Genomic DNA, 22879 nt, shown 5'->3' on the forward strand with positions numbered 1-22879 from the left:
AAACGCCGTGCAAAGGCGGCGGGCTTAACGCTAAATTACCTTTTGGGCGGTGTTTTTTACTTTTCAGGCAGCCTTGTTTTCAGGCTGCTTCGGCGTCAGCAGGCTCAATAGGGCGAAGCCGCCAACCGTCATCGCCAGCATCATGCCGGCCATCACATAGGGCGTGCCGTTGTGCAGCTTGCTGGCGGCAAAGCCGGCGCAGGCGGCTATCAGCGACTGGAAAGCCGACAGCAGCGAGCTGGCGCCGCCGCCGATTTCGGGTTTGAAATAACCCATAAACAGCGCCTGGGTGTTGGCGGTAACAAAACCCTGGGTGCCCACCGACACCATCACAAACAGCACCAGCAGCGCCAGCGGCGGATGACCGCCGGACAAAAGTATCGCCAGCAGCATGCCGCCGTTGGCCGCCAACTGCAGGGCAATGCCGAAATTCAGAATGTTGCGCGGATGGCTGCCGCGCTTGAGCCGCCAGGCGGTGATGCGGTTAAAGCACATCATGGTGAAAATATTGCAGGCAAACACCAGCGCATACTGGGTGGAACTCAAGCCGTAAAATTCCATATACACCGCCGGCGATTCGCTGAGAAACACCAGCATCGAAGCAAACGAGGCAGCCTGAAAAAACATTACCCCCATCGCCGGCGCGCAACCAACGATATGGCGGTAGCGCCCGCCTACTTCGCGCAGATGCGCCGCTTTGAGTTTTTCAGGCTGCTTGTGCTGCGGCAAAAAAGCATACAGCGCCGCGGCAACGGCAGAACCGTAAACAAACAAAAACGCGAATACCGAACGCCAGCCGCCGATTTTGTTCAGCAGCGCGCCCAGCTGCGGTGCCAGCATCGGCGCGGCCATCATAATGATGCCGATCAGCGCGAACATTTGTGCCGCCTGGTTGCCACGGTAGTTGTCGCGCACCACCGCGCCCACCACCACCGAAGCCATACCCGCCCCTAAAGCCTGCACCAGCCGCAACAGCAAAAGCTGGTCGGCAGTCTGCACAAACACCAGCGCCAGACTGCTGACCACATAAACCAACAGCCCCTTCAGGGCGATATTGCGCCGGCCTTTAATGTCCGACAGCGAGCCGCCGGAAAGCTGGCCGATGGCCACACCGAGCATAAACGCGCTGAGGCTGCGTTCGATATCGTGGGTCTGCGCGCCCAGCGCCCTGGCAATATCGAGCGTGGAGGGCAGATAGGCATCGACCGAAAACGGCATCACCGCCACCAGCGAAGCCAGCAGCACGGCCATCTGCCGGTCGTTCAGTTGGTATTTGGGAGTAAACATAGGCTTGTTTCAATAAGGTTTCGACGGACAGCGCGGCGACAAACCGTTTTCAGGCTGCCTTAGCGCGCCCGCCAGAATACGTGCGGACAAACAGTCGGATGCAGGTTCGGGCAAACGAACCCACGCCGACGGCACCGCGAAAAAGCATTCAGGCAGCCCCAAGGCTGCCTGAAAAATGTGGTCGGAATGAGAGGATTCGAACCTCCGCCCCCTTCGTCCCGAACGAAGTGCGCTACCAGACTGCGCTACATTCCGAAAGGCGCGCATTATATGCCCAAAGCGCGGCGGCGGACAAGGATTTTGTACGGCACCACCGTTTTTCCGAGCACCAACCGTAAATATTGGCAACAAACACCCAATGCCGCCGACAAAAAAGCAGCCTGAAAACCGCCAGTCCGGCTTTCAGGCTGCTTTTGATGTTTTCCGGTTTTTTTCTTTTCAGGCTGCCTGAAAAACAAAACCGGAAAGGGCGAACCTTTCCGGTTTTTTAAAACATTCCTAGCGGCAGCTGCCCCCAGGATTAGTCCAGATGGCGGTCGGCATCAACCAAAGAGCGGCGAGCCAGAGCCAGGTTGGATTTGGAGCGATCCAGTACGGAGTACAGGAACAGGCCTTCGTGTTTGGACAGCGGACGCAGCAGGTGGTACTGTTTGCCCAGAGTGATCAGGATGTCTTCGATGCTGTCTTTCAGACCGAGCATGCCCATGGTTTTCATTTTGGCACGCATCACTTCGGTGTTGCCCGCAGCAGCGATTTCCAAATCGATGGCAGCAGAACCGCCGCCGGCCAGCAGCATGCCGCTGCCGTAGTCCACAACGGCGGCAGCCAAAGCACCGTCAACGTTCAACATTTCGGCTACTGTTTTATCGTAATTCATTCTTAAGCTCCTTAAATAACAAAATTTGCGTGCGCAAATGCTGCCACGCGATGTTACCGGGTCGCACGGGCAAATGACTGTTTGCAGGTTTGTCTTAGCCGCCCGATAGTGCCGATAATTATATGACCCCAAAAATCTTTAGTAAAGTTATCGATAATCTCCGCCCGTATTTTTTACACAAGCAGCACCTGTTCCGCCGCTTCCCCGCCCCGATACCCGCCTGCGCCGCTTTGCAGCAAAAATCCGTCTAACTATTTTATATACAACAAGATAAACAAAAAAAACCGGCCAGCAGCCGGCCGGCGAACGCATAATGCCCGTTTCAGGCTGCCATGCGGAATATGTTAAAATCCGCCGCCAACAAGCCTTGCGCTGTGGCCATTTTAACAACAGCCGCCACAAAATTTACCTTTCCCACTCTCTCCTATATATCCAAAACCGCCATGACCCAAGACAAAATCCTTATTCTCGACTTCGGTTCGCAAGTTACCCAGCTTATCGCCCGCCGCGTGCGCGAAGCCCATGTTTACTGTGAGCTGCATCCCTACGATATGCCGCTCGACGCCATCAAAGCCTTTAATCCCAAAGGCATCATTCTCTCCGGCGGCCCCAATTCGGTTTACAACTCCGACTATCAGGCCGACACCGGCATTTTCGATTTGGGTATCCCCGTGCTCGGCATCTGCTACGGTATGCAGTTTATGGCCTACCACTTGGGCGGCGATGTCGAGCCGGGCAACCAGCGCGAATTCGGTTACGCCCAAGTGAAAACCATCGACAGCGAACTGACACGCGGCATTTCAGACGGCCAACCCAACACGCTCGACGTATGGATGAGCCACGGCGACAAAGTCTCCAAATTGCCCGAAGGCTTCAGCATCATCGGCGACACCCCCTCCTGCCCCATCGCCATGATGGAACACGCCGCCAAGCAGTTTTACGGCATCCAGTTCCACCCCGAAGTTACCCACACCAAACAAGGCCGCGCCCTCATCAACCGCTTTGTTTTGGACATTTGCGAAGCCAAACCAAGCTGGACGATGCCCAACTACATCGACGAAGCCGTGGCCAAAATCCGCGAGCAGGTTGGCAGCGACGAAGTGATTTTAGGCTTGTCCGGCGGCCTCGATTCCTCCGTGGCCGCCGCGCTGATTCACCGCGCCATCGGCGAGCAGCTTACCTGCGTGTTTGTCGATCACGGCCTGTTGCGCCAAAACGAAGGCAAAATGGTGATGGACATGTTTGCCCGCAACTTGGGCGTGCGCGTGATTCATGTCGATGCGGGAAAACAGTTTCTCGACAAACTCGCCGGCGTTACCGACCCCGAGCGCAAACGCAAAATTATCGGCGCGGAATTTATCGAAGTGTTTGATGCCGAAGAGAAAAAACTTACCAACGCCAAATGGCTGGCGCAAGGCACAATTTACCCCGACGTCATCGAAAGCGCGGGCGCGAAAACCAACAAAGCCCACGCCATCAAGTCGCACCATAACGTCGGCGGCCTGCCCGAAAACATGAAACTCAAGCTGCTCGAACCCTTGCGCGACCTGTTTAAAGACGAAGTGCGCGAACTGGGCGTCGCCCTCGGCCTGCCGCGCGAAATGGTGTACCGCCACCCCTTCCCCGGCCCCGGCCTCGGCGTGCGCATCCTCGGCGAAGTGAAAAAAGAATACGCCGACCTCCTGCGCCAGGCCGACGACATCTTCATCCAAGAGCTGCGCAACACCACCGACGACAACGGCACTTCATGGTACGACCTCACCAGCCAGGCCTTTGCCGTGTTCCTGCCCGTGAAATCCGTCGGCGTAATGGGCGACGGCCGCACCTACGATTACGTCGTCGCCCTGCGCGCCGTGATTACCAGCGACTTCATGACCGCCCACTGGGCCGAGCTGCCCTACTCCCTGCTCGGCCGCGTATCCAACCGCATCATCAACGAAGTCAAAGGCATCAACCGCGTGGTGTACGACGTAAGCGGCAAACCGCCCGCCACGATTGAGTGGGAATAACCCGCGCCCGCAAGTATCAAAAAGCAGCCTGAAAACCCCGATAACCGTTTTTCAGGCTGCTTTTTGCTGTTCTGCCGCTTTCACGCAGAAATCTTGTTCACCCATCTTTCAGGCTGCATCAACACCAGCCCAAGGCCGTTTGAAAGCCAGATTCCGCTTTCAGGCTGCTTATTCCGCCAACACCTCGCCCAAAAAATCCGCCACCGCGCGGATTTTTGCCGAGCGGCGCAAGTCTTCGTGCAGCACCAAATAAATATCGGCGGCGAATTCCTCTTTTACCGCCGCGTCATGCAGCCCGACCTGCACGAAGCCGTCTTCAGGGTGGACGTAAAAATCGGGCAAGAGACCGATGCCGGTTTCGGCGGCAATGCCGGCTTTGATGAGGTCGAAATCGTTACAGGCGAGGATGACTTTGCGCCCGGCGAGTTGTTCTGCCTGCCACAAGCCATGCGCACCGGCGATGTTCAGGCAGAGAAAGGCCTGCTCGGCGCGCGGGCGGTTCTTCAGGTAAGCGGCGCGGGCGTAGAAGCGGTAACAGATGGAGCGCAGACGGCGGACGACCAGGTCGTTTTGCGTCGGGCGGACGATGCGCAGCGCGATGTCCGCCTGGCGCGCGTGCAGATTGCTGATTTGCGCGTCGCTTTGCAGAACGAGGCGGATGTTGGCGTGGTGGCGGGTGAAGGCGTCAAAGTGCGGCATCAGCAGGCCTTTGGCGACCAGCGGCGGCGCAGAGATGACGACTTCGGCCATTTCCTCGCGCTGCTCGCGCGCGGTACGCAGCAGGGTGTTCATGCCGAGGGCGATGTCCTGCGCCTGCGCGTAGATGCGCGCGCCATCTTCGCTTAACAGGTAACGGCGACCAATGCGGTCAAACAGACGCAAGCCAAGCGTTGCTTCCAGCCGCGCGATGCGACGCGAAACGGTGCTGTGCTGCACGCCCAGCGCTTCGGCAGCAGCGGTCAGGGTTTGTTTTTCTACGAGTACGGCAAAGTGGTGCAAGTCGTCCCAGTCGGTCATGGCCATACTTTCGTTGGTTGGGCAGCCTGAAAACCATTTATGGATTTTCAGGCTGCCTGATTGTGCGTTAATTGTCGAACGCGGATATTTTTTCGTATTTTACCCGCTTGGCGCACGGATTAAACTGTCGTTTTACCCATATCCGAAAGAAAAGCTATGACAAAACTGCCAAAGAAATACGCAGGCGTGCTGTTTTCCTTCTACGCCTCGGCGATTATGATGCTGATTGTCAGCGGCGTGCTGGTCGCGCTGAACACCGGTCTGGACGCGGGCTATGCGCTGCGCCTCGCCAAAGCCTATCTGATTACCTGGCCGGTTGCCTTCGCCAGCCTGCTGGCGGTGCGGCCGCTGGTGGTGCGGCTGGTAGCGGCGAGTGTGGATGGCTGAAGCAGCCTGAAAACAGCCGATACGCTTTTCAGGCTGCCTTTTTCAATTTCCAAAACGCCAAACCATTCAGGATGCGGGCTGCACTAAAACCTTACATTCCCGCTTTCAGGCTGCCTTACATTGAAAGGCAGCCTGAAAGTGCGTTTACAAACTTCTACGAAGTAAAGCCTACTCACCCGCACCCGCCGCATTTCCCGCAATTAGACGACGGCGCACAGCCATCCGCCTTTTTCGCTTTCGGTTTGAACAGGTATTTTTTCAGCAGGTAAAACACCGAGCCTGCAATAATCAGCCCGACAATAATATATTGAGCCATCAGAAAATCCTTGAAGTGATTTGGTAAACGACAAAGGCGGCAAGATACGCCAGCGCGAACAGATAGCCGGTAATCAGCAGCGTGGTTTTGAGCGATTTGGTTTCGCGTTTGATCACGGCGAGGGTGGCGGCGCACATCGGGGCGTAGATGTACCACGCGAGGAAGGCGAAGGCGGTGGGCAGCCCCCAGCGGTTGTGCATGATGGGGATGAGCGCGTTGGCGATTTCGTCTTCCGAGCCGCCGACGGCGTACACGGTACCCAGTGCGGCGACGACCACTTCGCGGGCGGCGATGCCGGGAATCATGGCGATGCACATTTCCCAAGTGAAACCCAGCGGGGCGAACAGGGGCTGGATAAAGTGTCCGATGGTGCCGGCCAGGCTGTAATCAATCGCTGCACCGGTCGCGCCTTCGGGGGCGGCAGGCCAGCTTACCAGCGCCCACAAAATCACGGATACGGCGAAAATAATCGTGCCGGCGCGTTTCAAAAACGCTTTTACGCGGTCCCACAGGCTGGTGAGTATGTGTTTGAAATTGGGGGTGCGGAAGGTGGGCAGTTCCATCAGCAGGGGGAACTGCTGCACGCTGCCCTGCCGCCGCGCCAGTAGTTTCATAATATAGGCGACCAGCGCGGCGGAGGCGATGCCCAGCACATACAGGGCAAACAGGGTCAGCCCTTGCAGGTTGAAGACGCCGCCGACGGTGCGGTCGGGAATAATCGCGGCGATAATCAGCGCATACACGGGCAGGCGGGCGGAGCAGGTGAGCATTGGCGCGATGGCGATGGTTACCAGCCGCTCGCGCGGGTCGTGGATGGTGCGGGCGGACATCACGGCGGGCACGGCGCAGGCAAAGCTGGACAACAGCGGGATAAACGAACGCCCCGACAGCCCGCTTTTTGCCATCATGTTGTCCAGCAAAAACGACGCGCGCGGCAGATAGCCCGAGTCTTCCAACAGCAGGATAAAGGCAAACAGAATGGTAATCTGCGGCAGAAACACCAGCACACTGCCCACGCCCGCAATAATGCCGTTCACAATCAAATTGTTGAGCACGCCCTCGGGCATATTCGCGCCCACCCATTCGCCCAGCGAGCCGAACGCGCCTTCAATCAGCTCCATTACGGGCGCCGCCCAAGTGTAAACGGCTTGGAACACCATAAACAAAATGGCAAACAGAATCACCATGCCCCACACGGGGTGCAGCGCGATTTCGTCCAGTTTTTTGTGCCACGCGGGCAGCGTCATTTCGGTGCGGACGACTTGTTTCAGAATATTTTCTACTTCGTGGTACAGCGCGTTGCTGTCCAGCTCTTCCAGCTTGCGCTCCGCACCTGCGGGATTGGCGGGGAAAGTGCGCTTGCGCGGCAGCTTTTTCACCGCTTCGCGCACGGCATGGATGCCCGATGCGCTCACCGCCACGGTTTCCAAAACCGGCACGCCCAGCAGCTCGCTCAGCTTTTCTGCATCAATCGCCAAGCCGCGATTGCGGGCGACATCGCTCATATTCAGCGACACCACCATCGGCAGGTTCAGCGTTTTCAGTTCCAAAATCATCCGCAGCGTCATGCGCAGATTGGTCGCATCCGCCACCGCGATAATCGCATCGGGCGGAATGCCCAGCTTGCCCACCGCCATATCGCGGGCGACCGCTTCGTCGGGGCTGGTGGTGCGCAGGCTGTATGTGCCCGGCAAATCAATGATGTGCACCGCAGGGTCGTCCAACAGCGTGCCCTCGCGCCTGTCCACCGTAACCCCCGGATAATTGGCGACTTTGGCATGCGCGCCCGTCAGCCCATTGAACAGCACGGTTTTGCCGCAGTTGGGCGCGCCGACCAGCGCAAAATAGCTGAGTTCCATCAATATTTCTCCTTATGTTTTGAGTGTTTTTTACCGTTTCAGGCAGCCTGAAAATCGGTTTTGCCGCAGCGTTTCGCTTATTCAGGCAGCCTGAAAACACCGTTGGCAGGTTTTCTTTTGGCAGACCTCGTTTTCAGGCTGCCTGAACCACATGGCACATCACCTTCTGCGCCTCGTCCTTGCGCAGCGAAAACTGCGACTGGTTGCCCAGCCGCACGGCAAACGGCCCCCTGCCCAAAATACCGACCGCAATCACCTGCACCGGCATGCCGTCCGAAAAGCCCAAATCCGCCAAACGCCGCGCAACCAGCGGATCCAGCTCGCCGAAAACGGGGTTGGGCACGATTTCGGCGATGTGGGCGGTGGCGCCTTTTTTGAGTTGCGATAAGGGAACGGCTGACATATTTTTCCTCTCATTTCATTTTCGTCAGATTGAAAAAAGCCGCGCGGGCGGAAAACCCATACGGCGAAACGTGCTTCAACTTGATGCGGATTGCTTGAAATTCCGTTTTATTAAAAATCATTATTAATTTTTGTTAATTATATTATTGCATTTGCAAATCATAAACCTGTCGGATTTGACGGAAATCAACTCTTGTGAAATTGGCTGTTTGGCAGTTTCAGGCAGCCTGAAACGGCGGCAAAGCTGTTTTTGTTTTCAGGCTGCTGCTAAAATGCTGTTTTTTTTGGAAAACAAAATGACCGTTGTTGCCATTGATATCGACCCGCAAAAAACCTTTACGCCCGTGTGCGCCGGCGAGTTGCCCGTGCCGTTCGGCGATGAAATCGTGGCGGAATTGAACGCCCAAGCCGCGCTGGCGGACTACCGCGCCGTCAGCAAAGACGCGCACAGCCCCGCCGCGCAATGGCTGTGCGCCAGCCATGCCGAAATTCTGCGCCCCACGGGGCTGCCCGACGCGCCCGAAAGCTGGGTGGCGCACGCGATGATTGGCAGCCGTGGGTTTGAGCTGCTGGACGGACTGCCCGATGTGCGCGGTTACGATTTTTGCGTGTGGAAAGGCATCGAACCCGATATGCACCCCTACGGCGCGTGTTACCACGACCACGCAGGGCGGCTGAGTACGGGGCTGATCGAGTGGCTGCGCGATGTGCGGGCGCAGGTGCTGGTGGTGGGCGGGCTGGCGACTGATTTCTGCGTGAAAGAGTCAGTGCTGCAACTAGCAAAGGCGGGCGGCTGGCGGGTGCTGGTCAACCGTGCCGCGTGCAGGGGCATCGCTGCGGACAGCATCGCCCGCGCGTGGGCCGAAATGGCGGCGGCGGGCACAATCCTGCTGGACGATGCGGCGGCGGTAAAAGACTATTTGGCGGCATTGGAGGCAGCCTGAAAAGCGGTTCTGCCGGTTTTCAGGCTGCCTTTACCCTACCCTGCCCGCTTTCAGGCTGCTTTCCCCACATTCCGCGCCGCGGGTTACAATCCGTCTGCCCGTCCAATCCGCAAGCGAAAACACCATGAGCGCATCGTCCCCCGCCCCCAAAACCCGCACCGTTATCAGCTTTCTCGGTACCGTGCTCGACAATGCGCGCGGTGCGGGGCGCTGGCAGAAGTGGCGGCCGAACATCGCCCTGCACCAGCAAACCGCGCAGCGTTTCGACCGGCTCGAGCTCTTTTACAGCGAAAAATTCCGCAATCTGGCCGAACTTGTCCGCAGCGATTTGGCGCAGGCCGCACCGCATCTTGCCGTTAATCTCGTGCCGCTGGAGTTGGCCAACCCCTGGGACTTCGGCGAAGTCTATACCAAGCTGCACGATTGGGCGGCCGCCTACCCTTTCGACACCGAAGCCGAAGACTATTTCACCCACATCACCACCGGCACCCACGTCGCCCAAATCTGCCTGTTTCTGCTGGTGGAAAGCCGCCGCATTCCCAGCTTTCTCCTGCAAACCGCCCCGCCCAAACGCCAGCGGCACAGCATGGAGCAGGGCGACTTCGGCACCATCGAAATCATCGACCTCGATCTCGCCCGCTACGACGCCATCGCCCGCCGCCTTGCCGCCGAAAGCGACGACGCCGTGCGCTATCTCAAAAGCGGCATCGCCACCCGCAACGCCGCCTTCAACCGCATGATCGCCGAAATCGAACAAGTCGCCCTCAATTCCCCCGCCCCCATCCTGCTTTCCGGCCCCACCGGCGCCGGCAAATCCATGCTCGCCCGCCGCATCTACGAGCTGAAAAAAGCCCGCCGCCAGCTTTCAGGCAGCTTTGTCGATGTCAACTGCGCCACCCTGCGCGGCGACGGCGCCGCTTCCGCCCTCTTTGGCCACAAAAAAGGCGCCTTCACCGGCGCCGCCGAAAAACGCGAAGGCTATCTCAAAACCGCCGACCGCGGCCTGCTCTTTCTCGACGAAATCGGCGAACTCGGCCTCGACGAACAAGCCATGCTGCTCAAAGCCATCGAAGAAAAACGCTTTTATCCCGTCGGCAGCGACCGCGAAAGCGAAAGCAGCTTCCAACTCATCGCCGGCACCAACCGCGACCTGCGCCGCGAAGCCGCCGCCGGCCGCTTCCGCGAAGACCTGCTCGCCCGCATCAACATCTGGCACTACCGCCTGCCCGCGCTCGCCGAGCGCCGCGAAGACATCGAACCCAATATCGACCACCAGCTTGCCGTCGTCTCGCAAGAACTCGGCCGCGCCACCCGCTTCAACAAAGAAGCCCGCGCCGCCTACCTTGCCTACGCCCTCTCCGAGCACGCCCCTTGGCGCGGCAACTTCCGCGACCTCGCCGCCAGCATCATGCGCCTGGCCACTCTCGCCGGCCACGGCCGCATCCAAAACGGACACGTCGCCGCCGAAATCGCCCGCCTGCAATGGCAGTGGCAGGACGGCTCGAGCGACAGCGTTTTCAGGCTGCCTGAAAACCCGTCCGATCTCGCTTTCAGGCTGCCTGCGGACAATAAAGGGCAGCCTGAAACCCCCGCCGCATGCATCCGCCGCATTCTCGAAGCCAAAGGCCGCAGCTGGGACGACATCGACCGCTTCGACCAACTCCAACTGGCCGCCGTCGCCGCCGAATGCCGCCGCCACAAAACCCTTGCAGCCGCCGGCCGCGCCCTCTACCAAGCCTCCCGCCGCAAACGCAGCACCCCCAACGACAGCGACCGCCTGCGCAAATACCTGCGCCGCTTCGGTTTGGAATGGGCGGATGTGGCGGAGTGAACGTACTGCAGCAGATCGAACCGGCAAAAAGGCAGCCTGAAAACCGTTTGGAATGGTTTTCAGGCTGCTTTTTTGTTGCTGATGCCGCAAGCGCCGCCCCGCTTTGGCGTGTACTTGTCCGCCGTCTTTCAGGCTGCCTTTCAAACCAGCCCAAGCAAAGCAGCCTGAAAACTTTTCAGGCTGCCTGGCGCGGCTATAATCCGTCTTTTCCCTACCCCTTTCCTGCCGCGCCATGTTCCATCTTTACCAATCCGACCATCTGGAAGACCTTGCCGCGCTGCTGGCGGCGGTGCGCCGTCAAAATCCGCTGCCCGATCCCTTTGCCGCCGAAGAAGTGGTAGTGCCCAGCCACGGGATGCGCCGTTTTCTCAGCCATTATCTTGCCCGCGAAACCGGCATTGCCGCCAATATGCGCTTTGTGCTGCCGGCGCAGCTGATGTGGCGTTGGCTGCGCGAGCAGGTCGGCGCGGTGCCGGAAAACGATCCGTTTGCGCCGGAAGTTATGCGCTGGCGGCTGCTGGCCTTGTTTGACCGGCCGCAGTTTGCGGCGGATGAGCGCTTTCAGGCTGCCCGCGGGGCGCTGGGCGCTTATCTGCAGCGGGGCGAGAGCGCGCGTTATGCGCTGGCCGGACAGCTGGCCGATGTGTTCGACCAGTATCTGGTTTACCGTGCCGACTGGCTGGAGACTTGGAAGCAGGGCAAAACGCTGCCTGATCTGCCCGAGAGCCAGTTGTGGCAGGCCGAATTGTGGCGCAGTCTCGACAGCGGCGCAGCCGAAGGGCGCCACCGCGCGGCTTTGTGGCACCGGCTGGCGGCGGCACTGGCGGCGGAAAAACCGCCGCACGCGCTGCCGCCGCGGCTCTTGGTGTTCGGCATTTCGTCGCTGGCGCCGGTGTATCTGCAGCTGCTGCAGCTGGCGGCGCGCCATTGCGAAGTGCATTTGTTTGCGCTCAATCCCAGCCGGCTGTATTGGGGCAAAACGGTGTCGGCGGGCGAATTGCTGTCGCGGCCGGATGCCGATTTGTCGGAGCAGGGTCATCCGCTGCTGGCGGCGCTGGGCAAGCAGGGGCGCGATTTTTTCGACGCGCTGGCCGAAGCCGATATCGGCGCCGACATCGACTCCTACGCCGAAGCGCCCGAGTCGCCCGGCCTGCTGCACACTTTGCAGTTTCACATCCAAAGCCAGATTCTGCCGCAGGACGGCCGCGCGGACTGGTTAGACAAAAACGGGCTGGCGGGCAAAGACACAAACGCCGTTATCGCGCATCTGCGCGCGGATGCCGGCATCGAAATCCACAGCGCCCACAGCCCGCTGCGCGAGTTGCAGATTCTGAAAGACCGCCTGCTGGCGCTGCTGGCGGAACATCCCGACTGGCAGCCTTACGATATCGCCGTGCTCACGCCGCATATTGAGCCTTATCTGCCCTTTATCGAAGCGGTGTTCGGCGGCAGCGCCGACGGCTGGCCGCTGCCTTATTCGGTGTCCGACGTGCGCCTGTCGCGCCGCCAGCCGCTGCTGTATGCGCTCGAATCCGCGCTGGCGCTGCTGGAGAGCCGTTTTGAAGCGGAAAAACTGCTGCCGCTGCTGGAAAGCAGCATCGTGCTCGAGCGCTTCGGTTTGAGCCGCGAAGATTTGCCGCTGCTGCACGACACGGTGGCCGGTCTCAATATCCGCTGGGGCAGCGACAGCGAAATGCGCGCCCGCTACGGCGACGCGGGCAGCCTGTTTACCTGGCAGCAGGGCATCGAGCGGCTGGCGCTGGGCTGGCTGATGCCCGATGGCGCCGGCCTGTGGCAGGGCGTCAGCCCGTGGCCGGGCAATGACGCCCATCTCGAAATGCTCGGCCGTTTCGCCGCGCTGCTGCGCCTGCTGGCCGACACCCGCCGTGAATGGGAAACGCCCGCCGCCGTGCCCGAATGGTGCCGGCGCGTGCGCAGCCTGTGCGCCGGCCTGTTCACCCCGGCCGACGACGATTTGGCCGCCGCCCAGCAGCTCGAGCAGGCGCTCGCCCAATGGCAGGAGCAAACCGAAGAAGCCGGTTTTTCAGGCTGCCTGTCGCTGCAAACCGCCGTGCTGCACCTTTCCCGCTTTCTCGGCGGCCAGAGCGAAGCCGGCTTTCTGCGCGGCGGCATCACTTTTTGCAGTATGGTGCCGATGCGCTCGCTGCCCTTTAAAGTCCTGTGCCTGCTCGGCCTGAACGACGGCGAATTTCCGCGCAACACCAAAGCCGCCGAGTTCGACCTAATCGCCCGCCGCCCGCGCGCCGGCGACCGCACCCGCCGCGACGACGACCGCTATTTGTTTCTCGAAGCCCTGCTCAGCGCCCGCGAAATGCTGTATCTGTCCTACGTCGGCCGCGACATCCGCAGCGACGAAGAACGCGCGCCGTCCACCCTGCTCAACGGCCTGACCGACTGCATCGCCGCCCTGGCCGGCATCGGCAGCACCGAGCTGGCGCAAAAATGGATCATCAGCCATCCGCTGCAGCCCTTCTCGCGCCGCTATTTCGGCGAACGCCCCCCCGTGGCCGGCACCCGCCGGGACTACGCCGACGCCCTAAACCACCCGCAGCCGCCGCCTGCCCCCTTTATCGGCAGCCTGAAAGACACCGCAGGCGAAAGCAGCCTGAAAGACGGCGAAGCGCTGCAGCAGCACCGTTTTTTGCGCTTCTGGCGCAATCCCCCGCGCGCCTGGCTGCAGCAGCAGCTCAACTGGCAGCAGCCCCATATCGGCGGCGACTGGGAGTCTGCCGAGCCTTTTGCCGCCGACCACCGCACCCTGTCCGCCGCCTATATCGACGCCCGCCGCCGGCAGCAGGATTTTGCCGACACCGCCGCCGAACTGAGCGCCCGCAGCCAGCTGCCCGCCGGCGCCATCGGCAATTTGGTGGGGCAGGACTACGCCGCCCAGGCCAAAATGCTCGACAGCTCGCTGGTTTCCGCCCGCCGCCTGCCCCCGCAAAGCGGGCGCATCGACACCGATGCCGGCAGCCTGAACTACCATCTGGGCAGCCTGTATCCGCAGGGGCAGATATTCACGCTGGCCGACTTCCCCCACGCCCGCGCCAAACTCTCCGCCACCGACCAAATCGAACTGCTGCTGCGCCACCTGATTTACAGCGCCGCCACCCCCAACGCCGGCAGCACCGTTTTTCTCACGCTGCCGCAGCCGCTGGCGCTGCCGCCGCTGGCGCAGGACGATGCCCGCGCCAACCTTGCCGGCTGGATTGCCGCCTACCGGCAGGGGCAGCACGCACCGCTGCCCTTCCTGCCCCGTCTCAATCTCGCCGCCGCCCGCAGCCTACTGAAAAAAAACGACTGGGACGCCGCCCGCGCCGAGGCCGCCGCCGTTTATCACAAAGGCTATCAGGGCTTTGCCCAAGCCGACTACCCCGAAAGCCGCCTGCTCTACGGCCGCGACGGCGACGAGCCGCCCTACCGCAGCGACGCCTTCCGACACCTGACCGAAAACCTGCTGCTGCCGCTTTCAGGCTGCCTGCAGGCGCTGGACGAAGGATAACCGGCAAAACAGCCGATTCATCAGCCCAAAGCAGCCTGAAAGTTTCAGGCTGCCGCCAATCAGCAAGGAGTGAAAAATGGTGAAATTTATTTCCGATACCAGAGATGCGCGCGAAACGCCCGTTATCGTTGCGCTTGTGCTGGCCGCGCTGTTTTTTGGCTGCGCCATGACGGTGCTGGTGTATTCCGTTCCGTTTTTTATTTTTAACGCCAGCCCCTGGCCCGGGCGTAATTTGGGGATGTTCTGGGGATGGTTCGGCTGGATGCCGGCAATGGGCGTGGCGCCTTTGTCGGCGATCTATGTCATTGTTTACTGCCTGTCCGGCGCCGGCAAAAGGAAACCGGCGCTGTGGGCTTTTGTATGCGCCACGGTGCATGTGATGCTGGTGCTGGCGCTGCTGCTGTGGCTGGTGTGCCGGGCCTTGATCTGATCGGCGGCGCGCGCTAGGTTTCACCCGCCTGCGGCATTGAGCCGCCCATGCAAAAGCAGCCTGAAAAACGGGAAAACCGGTTTTCAGGCTGCTTTTTTGGTCTTGGCGGCATCAGCCTTTGCGCTGCCGAAAAATCCAATCCAACACCGGCGCGATGCCGTAAGCGTATTTCCAGGTTGACGTATGCCCCGATGCGCCGCCCGCACCCGCTTCGGCGGCGGTTTTGAACACCGTGCCTTTGGCAAAGGCAACGAAATTCACATTGGCGTTTTGCGCGGCGATTTTATCGAAGGCAGCCTGAAAATCGGCGGCCGGCCATTGCGCGTTCCAATCGTCGGCGCGGGCGACTTTGGCACCGAAGGCGGCGAGTTTTTCGGTGATGGCAATTTCGCCCGGATAGGCTTTGGCATCGTCCTGCGACACGGTAATCCACCATTTCACGTTTTTCATCTGCGGCGTGAGCAGCGCGGGATTCCATTGGCAGGCGACAAGATAGGACGCGGCGAAAAAGTCGGGATATTTGATGTTCATGGCGATGGACATCATGCCGCCGCCCGACTGGCCGGTGGTGTACAGGCGATTGCCGTCAATCGGCAGCTTGGTTTGCAAGTGATTGATTAGGTTGATGGTAGCATCCAGATAGGGCGACGCGGTGCTGGTGTCGTCAACAATGATTTCGTCAAACTCGGGCGCAATGACAAAACACGGGTGGGCAGCCTGAAATTCGGGCGACGCCCACGCAGTCGCGCCGTTGCCCTGATACAGCGGCGCTTTGACGAGCGTGCCGGTTACGCCCGCATCGTGCATAAACAGCACCAGCGGATAGCGTTTGCCCGCTTGGATGTTTTTCGGCGCGAACAGGTTGTAATGTACGGTTTTTCCGGTGGCAGCGTCGGCGTATTGGTGCTGGGTGAAATCGTCAAGCACTTGGTTGATGACGGCGCTGGTCTGAACGGTTTGACCGCCGACGTTTACTTCGGCAGCGGCGGCTTTGAGCGTGGGCGCGCTGTCGTTTTTGTCGCCCGCTTTGCCCGGGCCGTTTTTGGCGGGGTCGGCGTTGGCAGGCTTGTTGGCGGGGCGGCCTTTTTTCACGGTCAGCAGTGCGCCTTCGTCATACGGATTGAGCTGGATAATCACAAAACGCCCGCGCTCGGCAGGCGCATCGTCGGCGGTTTGGGCAAGGTAAACCCGCTCCACCGTGCGCCCCGCCACGCCGTATTGCGCTTTATCAGGCGCGGCGGCAAGCTCGCGGCGGTATTTCACGGCCACGGCAGTTAAGCGCATGCCGTCGCCGAAAATTTGGGTGATGGCGATGGCAGACTCGGGCGCGTTGCCGTCGCTGCCAAGCGCGGCGCAGCCGCCGACGGTGAGCAATACGGCGGTGCCGGCGGCGGATAGGATAAATTCGCGGCGGGTGGGCATATCGGGCTCCTAGGGTTGGAAAAACGAAAAGACGCGGTCTAACACGCTTTGCCCGCCGATTCAATGGCGGCGCAGATAAAAAGCAGCCTGAAAGCCGGATAAGGGTTTTTAGCTTCGCTACGCAGGCCGCCTGTTTCACGGCAAAGGCAGCCTGAAAGCCCTTGCCCGTCCCTTTCAGGCTGCCTTGCCGCCCGCCTGCCGCAGGCGTACCATCCGCGCTTTTTTCCACTTTGAAAGATGCCGCCATGACCACCGAAACTGCCGATTCCGCCGCCGAACGCCGCCGCGGCCTGCGCTATGCGCTGGGCTGCTATGCGGTGTGGGGGCTGTTTCCGCTTTACTGGTATCCGCTCGAAGGTACGATGCCCGCCATGCAGCTGATGGCGCAGCGCGTGGCCTGGTCGGCGCTGTTTGCGCTGGCGGTGCTGCTTGGGCGGCGGCAGGGCTGCGAAGTGCTGGCGGTGCTGCGCCGTCCGCGCCTGCTGGCGGTGTTTGCCGCATCGTCGCTGCTAATCGGCGCGAACTGGCTGGTGTATCTGTGGGCGATTACCAACCGCCATGTGCTCGATGCCAGCCTGGGCTACTTTATCAACCCGCTGTGCAATGTGTTTCTCGGTTTTGTCGTGCTTAAAGAGCGGCTGAACCGCACGCAGTGGCTGGCGATTTTGCTCGCGCTGGCGGGCATTCTGTGGCTGGCGGTGCCGGCGGGGCAGGTGCCGTGGGTGTCGCTGCTGCTGGCCGCCAGTTTCAGCTGCTACGCGCTGATCCGCAAACTCGCCCCCATCGGCGCGCTGCCCGGGCTGGCTTTGGAAACCTTTTTGCTACTGCCCTTTGCCATTGCCTATCTGTGGTGGTGCGGCGCAAACGGCACGCTGGTCGGCTTTGGCAGCCTGAACGCGCTGCAAAGCGCCGTGCTGCTCGGCTCGGGCGCGGCGACCACGCTGCCGCTGTTGATGTTCGCCGCCGGTGCCAAGCGCATCCCGCTGTCGCTGCTGGGCATCCTGCAATATTTCTCGCCCACCATCCAGCTGCTGCTGGGGCTGGCGCTGTTCGGCGAAACGCTCGACGGCGGTCGTCTGGCGGGCTACGCATGGGTATGGCTGGGCGTGGCGGTGTTTCTCTTCGGCGCGTGGCGCACGGCACGCAAGGCAGCCTGAAAAGGCAAACGAAAAGCCTTCCCGTTTCCTGCCGCTGCCGTTTGGGCTACACTGCGCGCCTTTACCCCGCATACGAAAGGATACGCCATGACCCGCATCGCCCTCATCATCGGCAGCCTCAGTCGCCTCTCGCTCAACCGCAGCGTGGCCGGACACATTGCCGCGCAGGCTCCGGCCGGCGTGGAAGTCGAAGAAGTCGCCATATATGCCGTCATTCCCGTTCAGTCGGGAATGACGCCGTTTAGACAAAACCCGGGTATTTGCAAAGGTTTCAAACCGGCAAACGCAAAACAAGCAGCCTGAAAGTGGGTTTTCCGTTTTCAGGCTGCTTTTTTGCGGCGTTAAGGCTGTTGCGCCAGCAGTTGGCGGATATCCTGCGGCGCCAGCACGCGGCGGATATTTTCAGGCTGCCCTGCGGCCTACATGGCGGCGGCAATCGTGGCGCGGGCGGCATCAAGTACCGCCTGATAGTCGATTTTGCGCTGCGCTTCTTGGCTGCCGGCGTCTTTGAGCGTGGTGCCTAGGCAGGAAAACAGCACGTCGCCGCGCAGTTTGTCCGCCCAGGTGTCGGGGCGGGAGAAGTCGATCAGGTGCACGCACAGTTTGTCGTGGGCAAAATCGGGGGCGCGGCGGACGAAAATATGCACTTCGTCGAAACGCTCGTCGTTCAAAAGCTGCGCCAGCAAGACTCTGCCGGTGGCGCCGGTGGCGCCGATAATGTCTGCTTTCATGTTTTGCCGTTGCGGTGGATTTCAGGCTGCCTGAAAGTTGGCAGCGGGAAACGGTAAATAGGAAAAGCCGCCTGCGGCTGCAGGCGGCTGCAATATCGGAAGTGCCGTAATTATTTGGCTTCTTCTTTAGCTTCTTCAGCTGCTTCTTTAGCGTCCTGTTTGGCTTCTTCGGCAGCTTCCTTAGCTTCTTCAGCAGCTTCTTTGGCTTCTTCGGCTTTGTCTTCGGCAGTGTCGGCTGCAGTGGCTTCGCCTTTGAGCGCTTTCAGAGACTCTCCGCACATGGCGTTGCGTTGGTCGTCAGACAAGCTGGCCATGGCGCTCTTGCTTTGTTCGAACGCTTGTTTCATCTGTTCGCGGTTGGCTTCAGGAGCAGTCTGCAGCATGTCGTTGAAGGCTTTTTCGTACTGTTCGCATACGGAACCGCCGGCAGCAGTATCAACGGCAACGGCAGAAGCGTCGGCAGGAGCAGAAGCAGCACCGGTGTCGCCGGAATTGCCACCGCAGGCAGCCAGAGCAAACGCAGTCAGAAGAAGAACGGACAGTGAAGATAATTTCATATTTTTCTCGCTTTTTACTACGGATGGTTGAACAAGGGGCGGATTGTTAGCCAATTTTTTAAAAGCGTCAAGTTTTGTTTGTGCTTTTTTGACATCAGGCAGCCTGAAAACGGTTTTTCGCCGCAGTTTGCCGCAGCTGCCGCGGGTTTGCCCGCCCTGCTCTTTGGCTGAATCGGCGGCGCACGGCGGCGGGCAAGGCAGTATAATCGGCACTTTTCGCCTGTGCGTGCTCCAAGCCGCACCGGCAGCCTGAAAACGGTTGCGCCGCGCCGGCGGCGCCCTGATCCTTATTTGCCGATTGCGATTATGTACGAAATCCTTATCGAACCCTTTACCGAATTTTCCTTTATGCGCTACGCGCTGGCGGCGGTGGTGTTTCTGGCCTTTTCCGCCGCACCGGTGGGCGTGTTTCTGGTGATGCGCCGCATGAGCCTGATTGGCGACGCTTTAAGCCATGCGGTGCTGCCGGGCGCCGCCGTCGGCTATATGGTGGCGGGGCTGAGCCTGCCGGCGATGGGGCTGGGCGGTTTTGCCGCCGGCATTCTGATGGCGCTGCTGGCCGGTTTGGTCAGCCGGTTTACCGAATTAAAGGAAGACGCCAATTTCGCCGCGTTTTATCTGAGCAGCCTGGCGCTGGGGGTAACGCTGGTGAGTTTGGGCAACAACAGCGTTGATCTGCTGCATCTGCTGTTTGGCTCGGTGCTGGCGGTGGACTTGCTGTCACTGCGGCTGATGGGCGCGGTGGCGGCGGTGAGCATTGTGGCGCTGGCGGTGATTTTCCGGCCGCTGGTGCTCGAGAGCATCGACCCTTTGTTTCTACGCTCGGTCGGCGGCCGCGGCGGCGTGTGGCATGTGGTGTTTCTGGTGCTGGTGGTGATGAATCTGGTGGCCGGTTTTCAGGCGCTGGGCACGCTGATGTCGGTGGGACTGATGATGCTGCCGGCGATTGCCGCGCGGCTGTGGGTGCGCGGCATCGGCGCGCTGATGGCGGTGGCGGCGCTCAGCGCGCTGGTGTGCGGCTATGCCGGGCTGCTGCTGTCTTACCACCATCCAGCCAATATCCCGTCCGGCCCCACGATTATTTTGTTTTGCGGGCTGTGGTATCTGGCATCGGTGCTGTTTGGCGCGCAAAGCGGCATACTGGTGCGCCTGCTGCGCCGCCGCCACCGCACCGCCTAACCGTTTTTCCGTTTGCCCAAGGCAGCCTGAAACGCCCAAAACCGGCTTTCAGGCTGCCTTTGCTATTGGCAGCGCCTGCGCGCAGGCGTATAGTAAATCGTGTAAACGCAAAGCATTTGCCTTTGCCGGCAACCTTAAGGAGAAGTGCCATGATTGAAAAAATTTCCCCCAAAGACATCACCGTTTTGTCCAGCACCATGTTGATTCCGCTGTGGGCAAAAGCCGTGGAATACGAGCGCCCCGATGCCATCCTGCACGACAAAGAAGCCGCGCGGATGCTGGATATGATTGATTACGACTTTACCCCGTTTGCCAAAGCCAAAGCATCGCAAGTGGGCTGCTGCGGGCGGGCGCGGCTGCTTGACGAAATGGCGCAGCGGTTTATCGACGAACACCCTGATGCCGTGGTGGTGCAGCTTGGCGCAGGCTTGGACGCGCGCTACGAGCGCATGGGTCGCCCGAACGTTACCGCGTGGTACGACCTTGACCTGCCCGAAGTAATCGACGTGCGGCGGATGCTGCTGCCCGAATCGAGCAACCATTATCTGGGCGTGTCCATGTTTGACGAGAGCTGGACGGACACCGTAGCCGCGCACGGCAAACCCGTGCTGCTGGTGATTGAAGGCGTGCTGATGTATTTTGAAGAAGCGCAGGTGCAGGCGTTTTTCCAAATGGTGCAGCGCAAACTGCCCGGCACGCAGATTGTGCTGGATGCGCTGTTTAAAAAAATGGTCGGCCGCGCCCAGCAGCACGACGCGCTGCGGCAAATGGGCGAAACGCCGCCCGAATTCCGCTGGGGCGTGGGCAGTGCCGATGACGTGCTCAAACTCGCCCCCGGCAGCCGCCTGGTTGAAGAAATCGGGCTGAGCAGCATCTGCGCGCCGCGCTATCCCTTTATCCTGCGCCTGCTGCTAAAAACCCGCTGGGGACGCGAAAACCTGGATATGAGGATCATGCGGATACAGCTTTGACGGTTTGAAACCTGATACAAGGCAGCCTGAAAGCCGCAAAACGCTTTTTCAGGCTGCCTTTGCCAAAACCGGCCGGCCGGCTTAGAATGCCGGCCTTTTTATCCGACCCCGAAGGAGCAACCATGGACGACACCAATCTGGACAACGCTTTCGACAATCTCGACGACGCGCTCGACGCTTTTGACGGCATCACCGTGGAAGGTGGCTTCAACGGCGAAGACGACGATTCCTGCCCCGGCGGCGCCTGCAAAATCTAAACGCCGACCGCGCAGCACAAACCAAAAGCAGCCTGAAAATCTTTTCAGGCTGCTTTTTTGCCGCGCGCGGGGCGATGTTCAGAACAATTCGTCAATCGCATCGCCTTCCGGCTTGCGGCGGGGCGCGTCGGCGGGCGGGGTATCGTTTTGGCGCTCGAGTGCGGCAAGGCGGGCGGCGGCGCGTTCGTTGCCGCGTTCGGCGGCGCGGCGGTACCACAGCAGCGCCTGTTCGCTGTCCTGGCTGACGCCGCGCCCCTGCTCGTAGAGCACGCCGAGATTGTATTGGGCGGCGGCGTAGCCCTGGCTGGCGGCTTTGTGGTACCACAGCGCCGCCATTTTGTCGTCTTTGGGGACGTCTTTGCCCTGCCAGTAGAGATGCCCCAGCTCGTTTTGCGCTTCGGCGTCGCCCGCTTCGGCCTGGCTGCGGATGCGCTCAAACTCGGACAGCGCGCTCTGCACCGGCTGCCCCTGCTGCCATTCGCCTTTGAAGCGGAGTTTGCCGGCGGCATCGCTCAGGCTGCCCTGGCCGTGGAAATTCAGGCTTTGGGCGTCGAAACCGCCCTGATAGCGGCTGCCGTCGGCAAAGCGGCAGTCGGCGGCGGCAGCGGTAAAGCTGCCGGTGCAGCGTTCGCCGTTGGATACCGCCAGCACGCCTTCGCCGGCGGGGCTGCGGCCGGACACGCGGCCGGTGTAGCTGTTGGTGCCGGATGATAATTCGCCGATGCCGGCCGGCTCGCCGTTGGCAAAACCGCTGCTGTAGCTGCCGCCGTCGGCATAGACGATTCTGCCCTGGCCGCTGCGGATGCCGTCGGTAAAGCCGCCCTGATAGCTGCTGCCGTCGGCATAGCGGCACAGGGCGTCGCCGTTGAGCCGGTCGTTGGCAAAGCGGCCTTCGCAGACGCTGCCGTCGGCATAGGTGATTTTGCCGTGCGCCGCTTCGGCTTTGCCGTTGACGGTTTCGCCCTGATACACGCTGCCGTCGGCATAGCGCAGAACGTTGGCGGCGGGAGCGGAAGCAGCCTGAAAGGCGCCGGACGGCGTTTCAGGCTGCCTGCCGTCGCGCAGGGCGAAGAAAGCGTAAATCAGCAGCGGAATAATGATGGCGGCGCCGATAAAAATGGCGAGTATTGTGGCGACATTGCCGATGCGCACGCCGCCCCCACGGCGTGCGGCAGGCGCGGCGGAACGGGCATCGGGCGCACGGAAACAGCGCGGCGCGCGCGGCGGCTGCGGCGTCGGATAGCGTTCGGCCAGCTGGCGGCACAAAACCAGCAGATGCTCGAGTGCGGCGGCGGCATCGGCTTCGGTGTAGGGGTTGTCGCTATCTTCGTGGGCGGCGGCGTTGCCTTTGGCGCGGATAAAGTCAAAGCGCTCGCTTTTGTCCTGATAGCTGATCAAATCTTCTTTGAGCAGCACAAACAAACGGTCGGTCTGCCTGGCCAAATCCAGCTCGGGCTTGGAGCGCGGGTTGTCGCGGCTGAAAAAGGGATTGGCGATGCTGCCTTTGGCCGGCAGGCCGGTTTGGGCGAGCAGAAATTCGGTGATTTTTTCGGCGGCGGTGCGGCAGGCAGCCAGCGAAGCGCCGTAGCGCTCGGGATAGTCCGCTTCGGCTTCGCGCGCTTTTTTCGCCAGCGCGGCGGGGAAATGGGGATAACGCTCGAGAAAGGCAAAACGCGATTCGGTCATGTTTCAGGCTGCCTGTGGGACGGGTTGCTCAGTGTTTTTC

Annotated in this window: 21 protein-coding genes and 1 tRNA gene; 11 read left to right on the forward strand and 11 right to left on the reverse strand. The window is 60.6% G+C overall.

What is annotated here, in order from left to right:
* Positions 1-63 precede the first annotated feature (63 nt).
* From MB824_RS09760 to MB824_RS09770, 3 genes are all read right to left on the reverse strand, one after another.
* Positions 64-1287 (reverse strand): multidrug effflux MFS transporter, encoded by a 1224-nt coding sequence (locus tag MB824_RS09760; RefSeq protein WP_238748324.1) that lies wholly within the window; start codon positions 1285-1287, stop codon positions 64-66.
* 178 nt (positions 1288-1465) lie between these two features.
* Positions 1466-1542 (reverse strand) — tRNA-Pro (locus MB824_RS09765).
* Between the two features lie 265 nt (positions 1543-1807).
* The gene (locus MB824_RS09770) at positions 1808-2164 is read right to left on the reverse strand and encodes a hypothetical protein (protein ID WP_238748325.1); all 357 of its coding nucleotides are present in this window, start codon (positions 2162-2164) and stop codon (positions 1808-1810) included.
* Between the two features lie 443 nt (positions 2165-2607).
* Here MB824_RS09770 and guaA point away from each other — a divergent pair, with 443 nt between their 5' ends.
* Positions 2608-4173: a glutamine-hydrolyzing GMP synthase gene (gene guaA / locus MB824_RS09775; protein WP_238748326.1), complete on the forward strand. Its 1566-nt coding sequence runs from the start codon at positions 2608-2610 to the stop codon at positions 4171-4173.
* Between the two features lie 168 nt (positions 4174-4341).
* On the opposite strand, the gene MB824_RS09780 is transcribed toward guaA, so the two are convergent.
* Complete coding sequence (locus MB824_RS09780) at positions 4342-5190, reverse strand: LysR family transcriptional regulator (RefSeq protein WP_238748327.1); 849 nt, start codon at positions 5188-5190, stop codon at positions 4342-4344.
* A 156-nt stretch (positions 5191-5346) separates the two neighbouring features.
* Here MB824_RS09780 and MB824_RS09785 point away from each other — a divergent pair, with 156 nt between their 5' ends.
* Entirely contained in the window at positions 5347-5577 is a 231-nt protein-coding gene (locus MB824_RS09785; RefSeq protein WP_238748328.1) for a DUF2798 domain-containing protein, read from the forward strand.
* 172 nt (positions 5578-5749) lie between these two features.
* On the opposite strand, the gene MB824_RS09790 is transcribed toward MB824_RS09785, so the two are convergent.
* The 3 genes from MB824_RS09790 to MB824_RS09800 form a co-directional block, all read right to left on the reverse strand.
* Positions 5750-5893, reverse strand: coding sequence for a FeoB-associated Cys-rich membrane protein (locus MB824_RS09790; RefSeq protein WP_238748329.1), 144 nt, complete (start codon positions 5891-5893; stop codon positions 5750-5752).
* Complete coding sequence (gene feoB / locus MB824_RS09795) at positions 5893-7752, reverse strand: ferrous iron transporter B (RefSeq protein ID WP_238748331.1); 1860 nt, start codon at positions 7750-7752, stop codon at positions 5893-5895. The genes MB824_RS09790 and feoB overlap by 1 nt, the downstream gene beginning before the upstream one ends.
* Before the next feature lie 133 nt (positions 7753-7885).
* A complete protein-coding gene (locus tag MB824_RS09800; protein WP_238748332.1) occupies positions 7886-8155 on the reverse strand; it encodes a FeoA family protein in 270 nt (89 codons plus the stop codon).
* Between the two features lie 295 nt (positions 8156-8450).
* On the opposite strand from MB824_RS09800, the gene MB824_RS09805 reads away from it, so the two are divergent.
* The 4 genes from MB824_RS09805 (at position 8451) to MB824_RS09820 (ending at position 14879) form a co-directional block, all read left to right on the forward strand.
* Positions 8451-9098: an isochorismatase family protein gene (locus tag MB824_RS09805; RefSeq protein WP_238748333.1), complete on the forward strand. Its 648-nt coding sequence runs from the start codon at positions 8451-8453 to the stop codon at positions 9096-9098.
* 124 nt (positions 9099-9222) lie between these two features.
* A complete protein-coding gene (rtcR, locus tag MB824_RS09810) occupies positions 9223-10929 on the forward strand; it encodes an RNA repair transcriptional activator RtcR (RefSeq protein ID WP_238748334.1) in 1707 nt (568 codons plus the stop codon).
* Positions 10930-11161: 232 nt separating this feature from the next.
* Positions 11162-14449, forward strand: a complete 3288-nt coding sequence (recC, locus tag MB824_RS09815) for an exodeoxyribonuclease V subunit gamma (protein ID WP_238748335.1) — start codon at positions 11162-11164, stop codon at positions 14447-14449.
* Positions 14450-14525: 76 nt separating this feature from the next.
* Positions 14526-14879, forward strand: a complete 354-nt coding sequence (locus tag MB824_RS09820; RefSeq protein ID WP_238748336.1) for a hypothetical protein — start codon at positions 14526-14528, stop codon at positions 14877-14879.
* 111 nt (positions 14880-14990) lie between these two features.
* Here the strand turns inward: MB824_RS09820 and MB824_RS09825 are convergent, their stop codons facing one another.
* Positions 14991-16301: a Tat pathway signal protein gene (locus MB824_RS09825; RefSeq protein ID WP_238748337.1), complete on the reverse strand. Its 1311-nt coding sequence runs from the start codon at positions 16299-16301 to the stop codon at positions 14991-14993.
* 245 nt (positions 16302-16546) lie between these two features.
* Here MB824_RS09825 and rarD point away from each other — a divergent pair, with 245 nt between their 5' ends.
* Positions 16547-17458 carry an EamA family transporter RarD gene (gene rarD / locus MB824_RS09830; protein WP_238748338.1) on the forward strand — a complete coding sequence of 304 codons (912 nt, stop codon included), beginning with the start codon at positions 16547-16549 and terminating at the stop codon, positions 17456-17458.
* A gap of 87 nt (positions 17459-17545) precedes the next feature.
* Positions 17546-17761 carry an NAD(P)H-dependent oxidoreductase gene (locus MB824_RS09835; RefSeq protein ID WP_238748340.1) on the forward strand — a complete coding sequence of 72 codons (216 nt, stop codon included), beginning with the start codon at positions 17546-17548 and terminating at the stop codon, positions 17759-17761.
* Between the two features lie 116 nt (positions 17762-17877).
* On the opposite strand, the gene MB824_RS09840 is transcribed toward MB824_RS09835, so the two are convergent.
* Together MB824_RS09840 and MB824_RS09845 are read right to left on the reverse strand one after the other, a co-directional pair.
* Positions 17878-18189, reverse strand: a complete 312-nt coding sequence (locus tag MB824_RS09840; RefSeq protein ID WP_238748341.1) for an NAD(P)H-binding protein — start codon at positions 18187-18189, stop codon at positions 17878-17880.
* Between the two features lie 110 nt (positions 18190-18299).
* The gene (locus tag MB824_RS09845; RefSeq protein WP_238748342.1) at positions 18300-18800 is read right to left on the reverse strand and encodes a DUF5339 family protein; all 501 of its coding nucleotides are present in this window, start codon (positions 18798-18800) and stop codon (positions 18300-18302) included.
* A 252-nt stretch (positions 18801-19052) separates the two neighbouring features.
* On the opposite strand from MB824_RS09845, the gene MB824_RS09850 reads away from it, so the two are divergent.
* The 3 genes from MB824_RS09850 to MB824_RS11640 all read left to right on the forward strand — a co-directional run bounded on the left by MB824_RS09850 (position 19053) and on the right by MB824_RS11640 (position 21153).
* The gene (locus tag MB824_RS09850; RefSeq protein WP_238748343.1) at positions 19053-19925 is read left to right on the forward strand and encodes a metal ABC transporter permease; all 873 of its coding nucleotides are present in this window, start codon (positions 19053-19055) and stop codon (positions 19923-19925) included.
* 149 nt (positions 19926-20074) lie between these two features.
* Positions 20075-20896 (forward strand): class I SAM-dependent methyltransferase, encoded by an 822-nt coding sequence (locus MB824_RS09855; RefSeq protein ID WP_238748344.1) that lies wholly within the window; start codon positions 20075-20077, stop codon positions 20894-20896.
* Positions 20897-21018: 122 nt separating this feature from the next.
* On the forward strand, positions 21019-21153 hold the full coding sequence (locus tag MB824_RS11640) for a hypothetical protein (protein ID WP_255778742.1): 135 nt from the start codon (positions 21019-21021) through the stop codon (positions 21151-21153).
* Positions 21154-21231: 78 nt separating this feature from the next.
* Here MB824_RS11640 and MB824_RS09860 read toward each other — a convergent pair whose 3' ends face one another.
* On the reverse strand, positions 21232-22839 hold the full coding sequence (locus tag MB824_RS09860; RefSeq protein WP_238748345.1) for a hypothetical protein: 1608 nt from the start codon (positions 22837-22839) through the stop codon (positions 21232-21234).
* Between the last annotated feature and the right edge of the window lie 40 nt (positions 22840-22879).

The organism is Kingella pumchi (genome assembly GCF_022288825.1).
Classification (GTDB): Bacteria; Pseudomonadota; Gammaproteobacteria; order Burkholderiales; family Neisseriaceae; genus Kingella_D; species Kingella_D pumchi.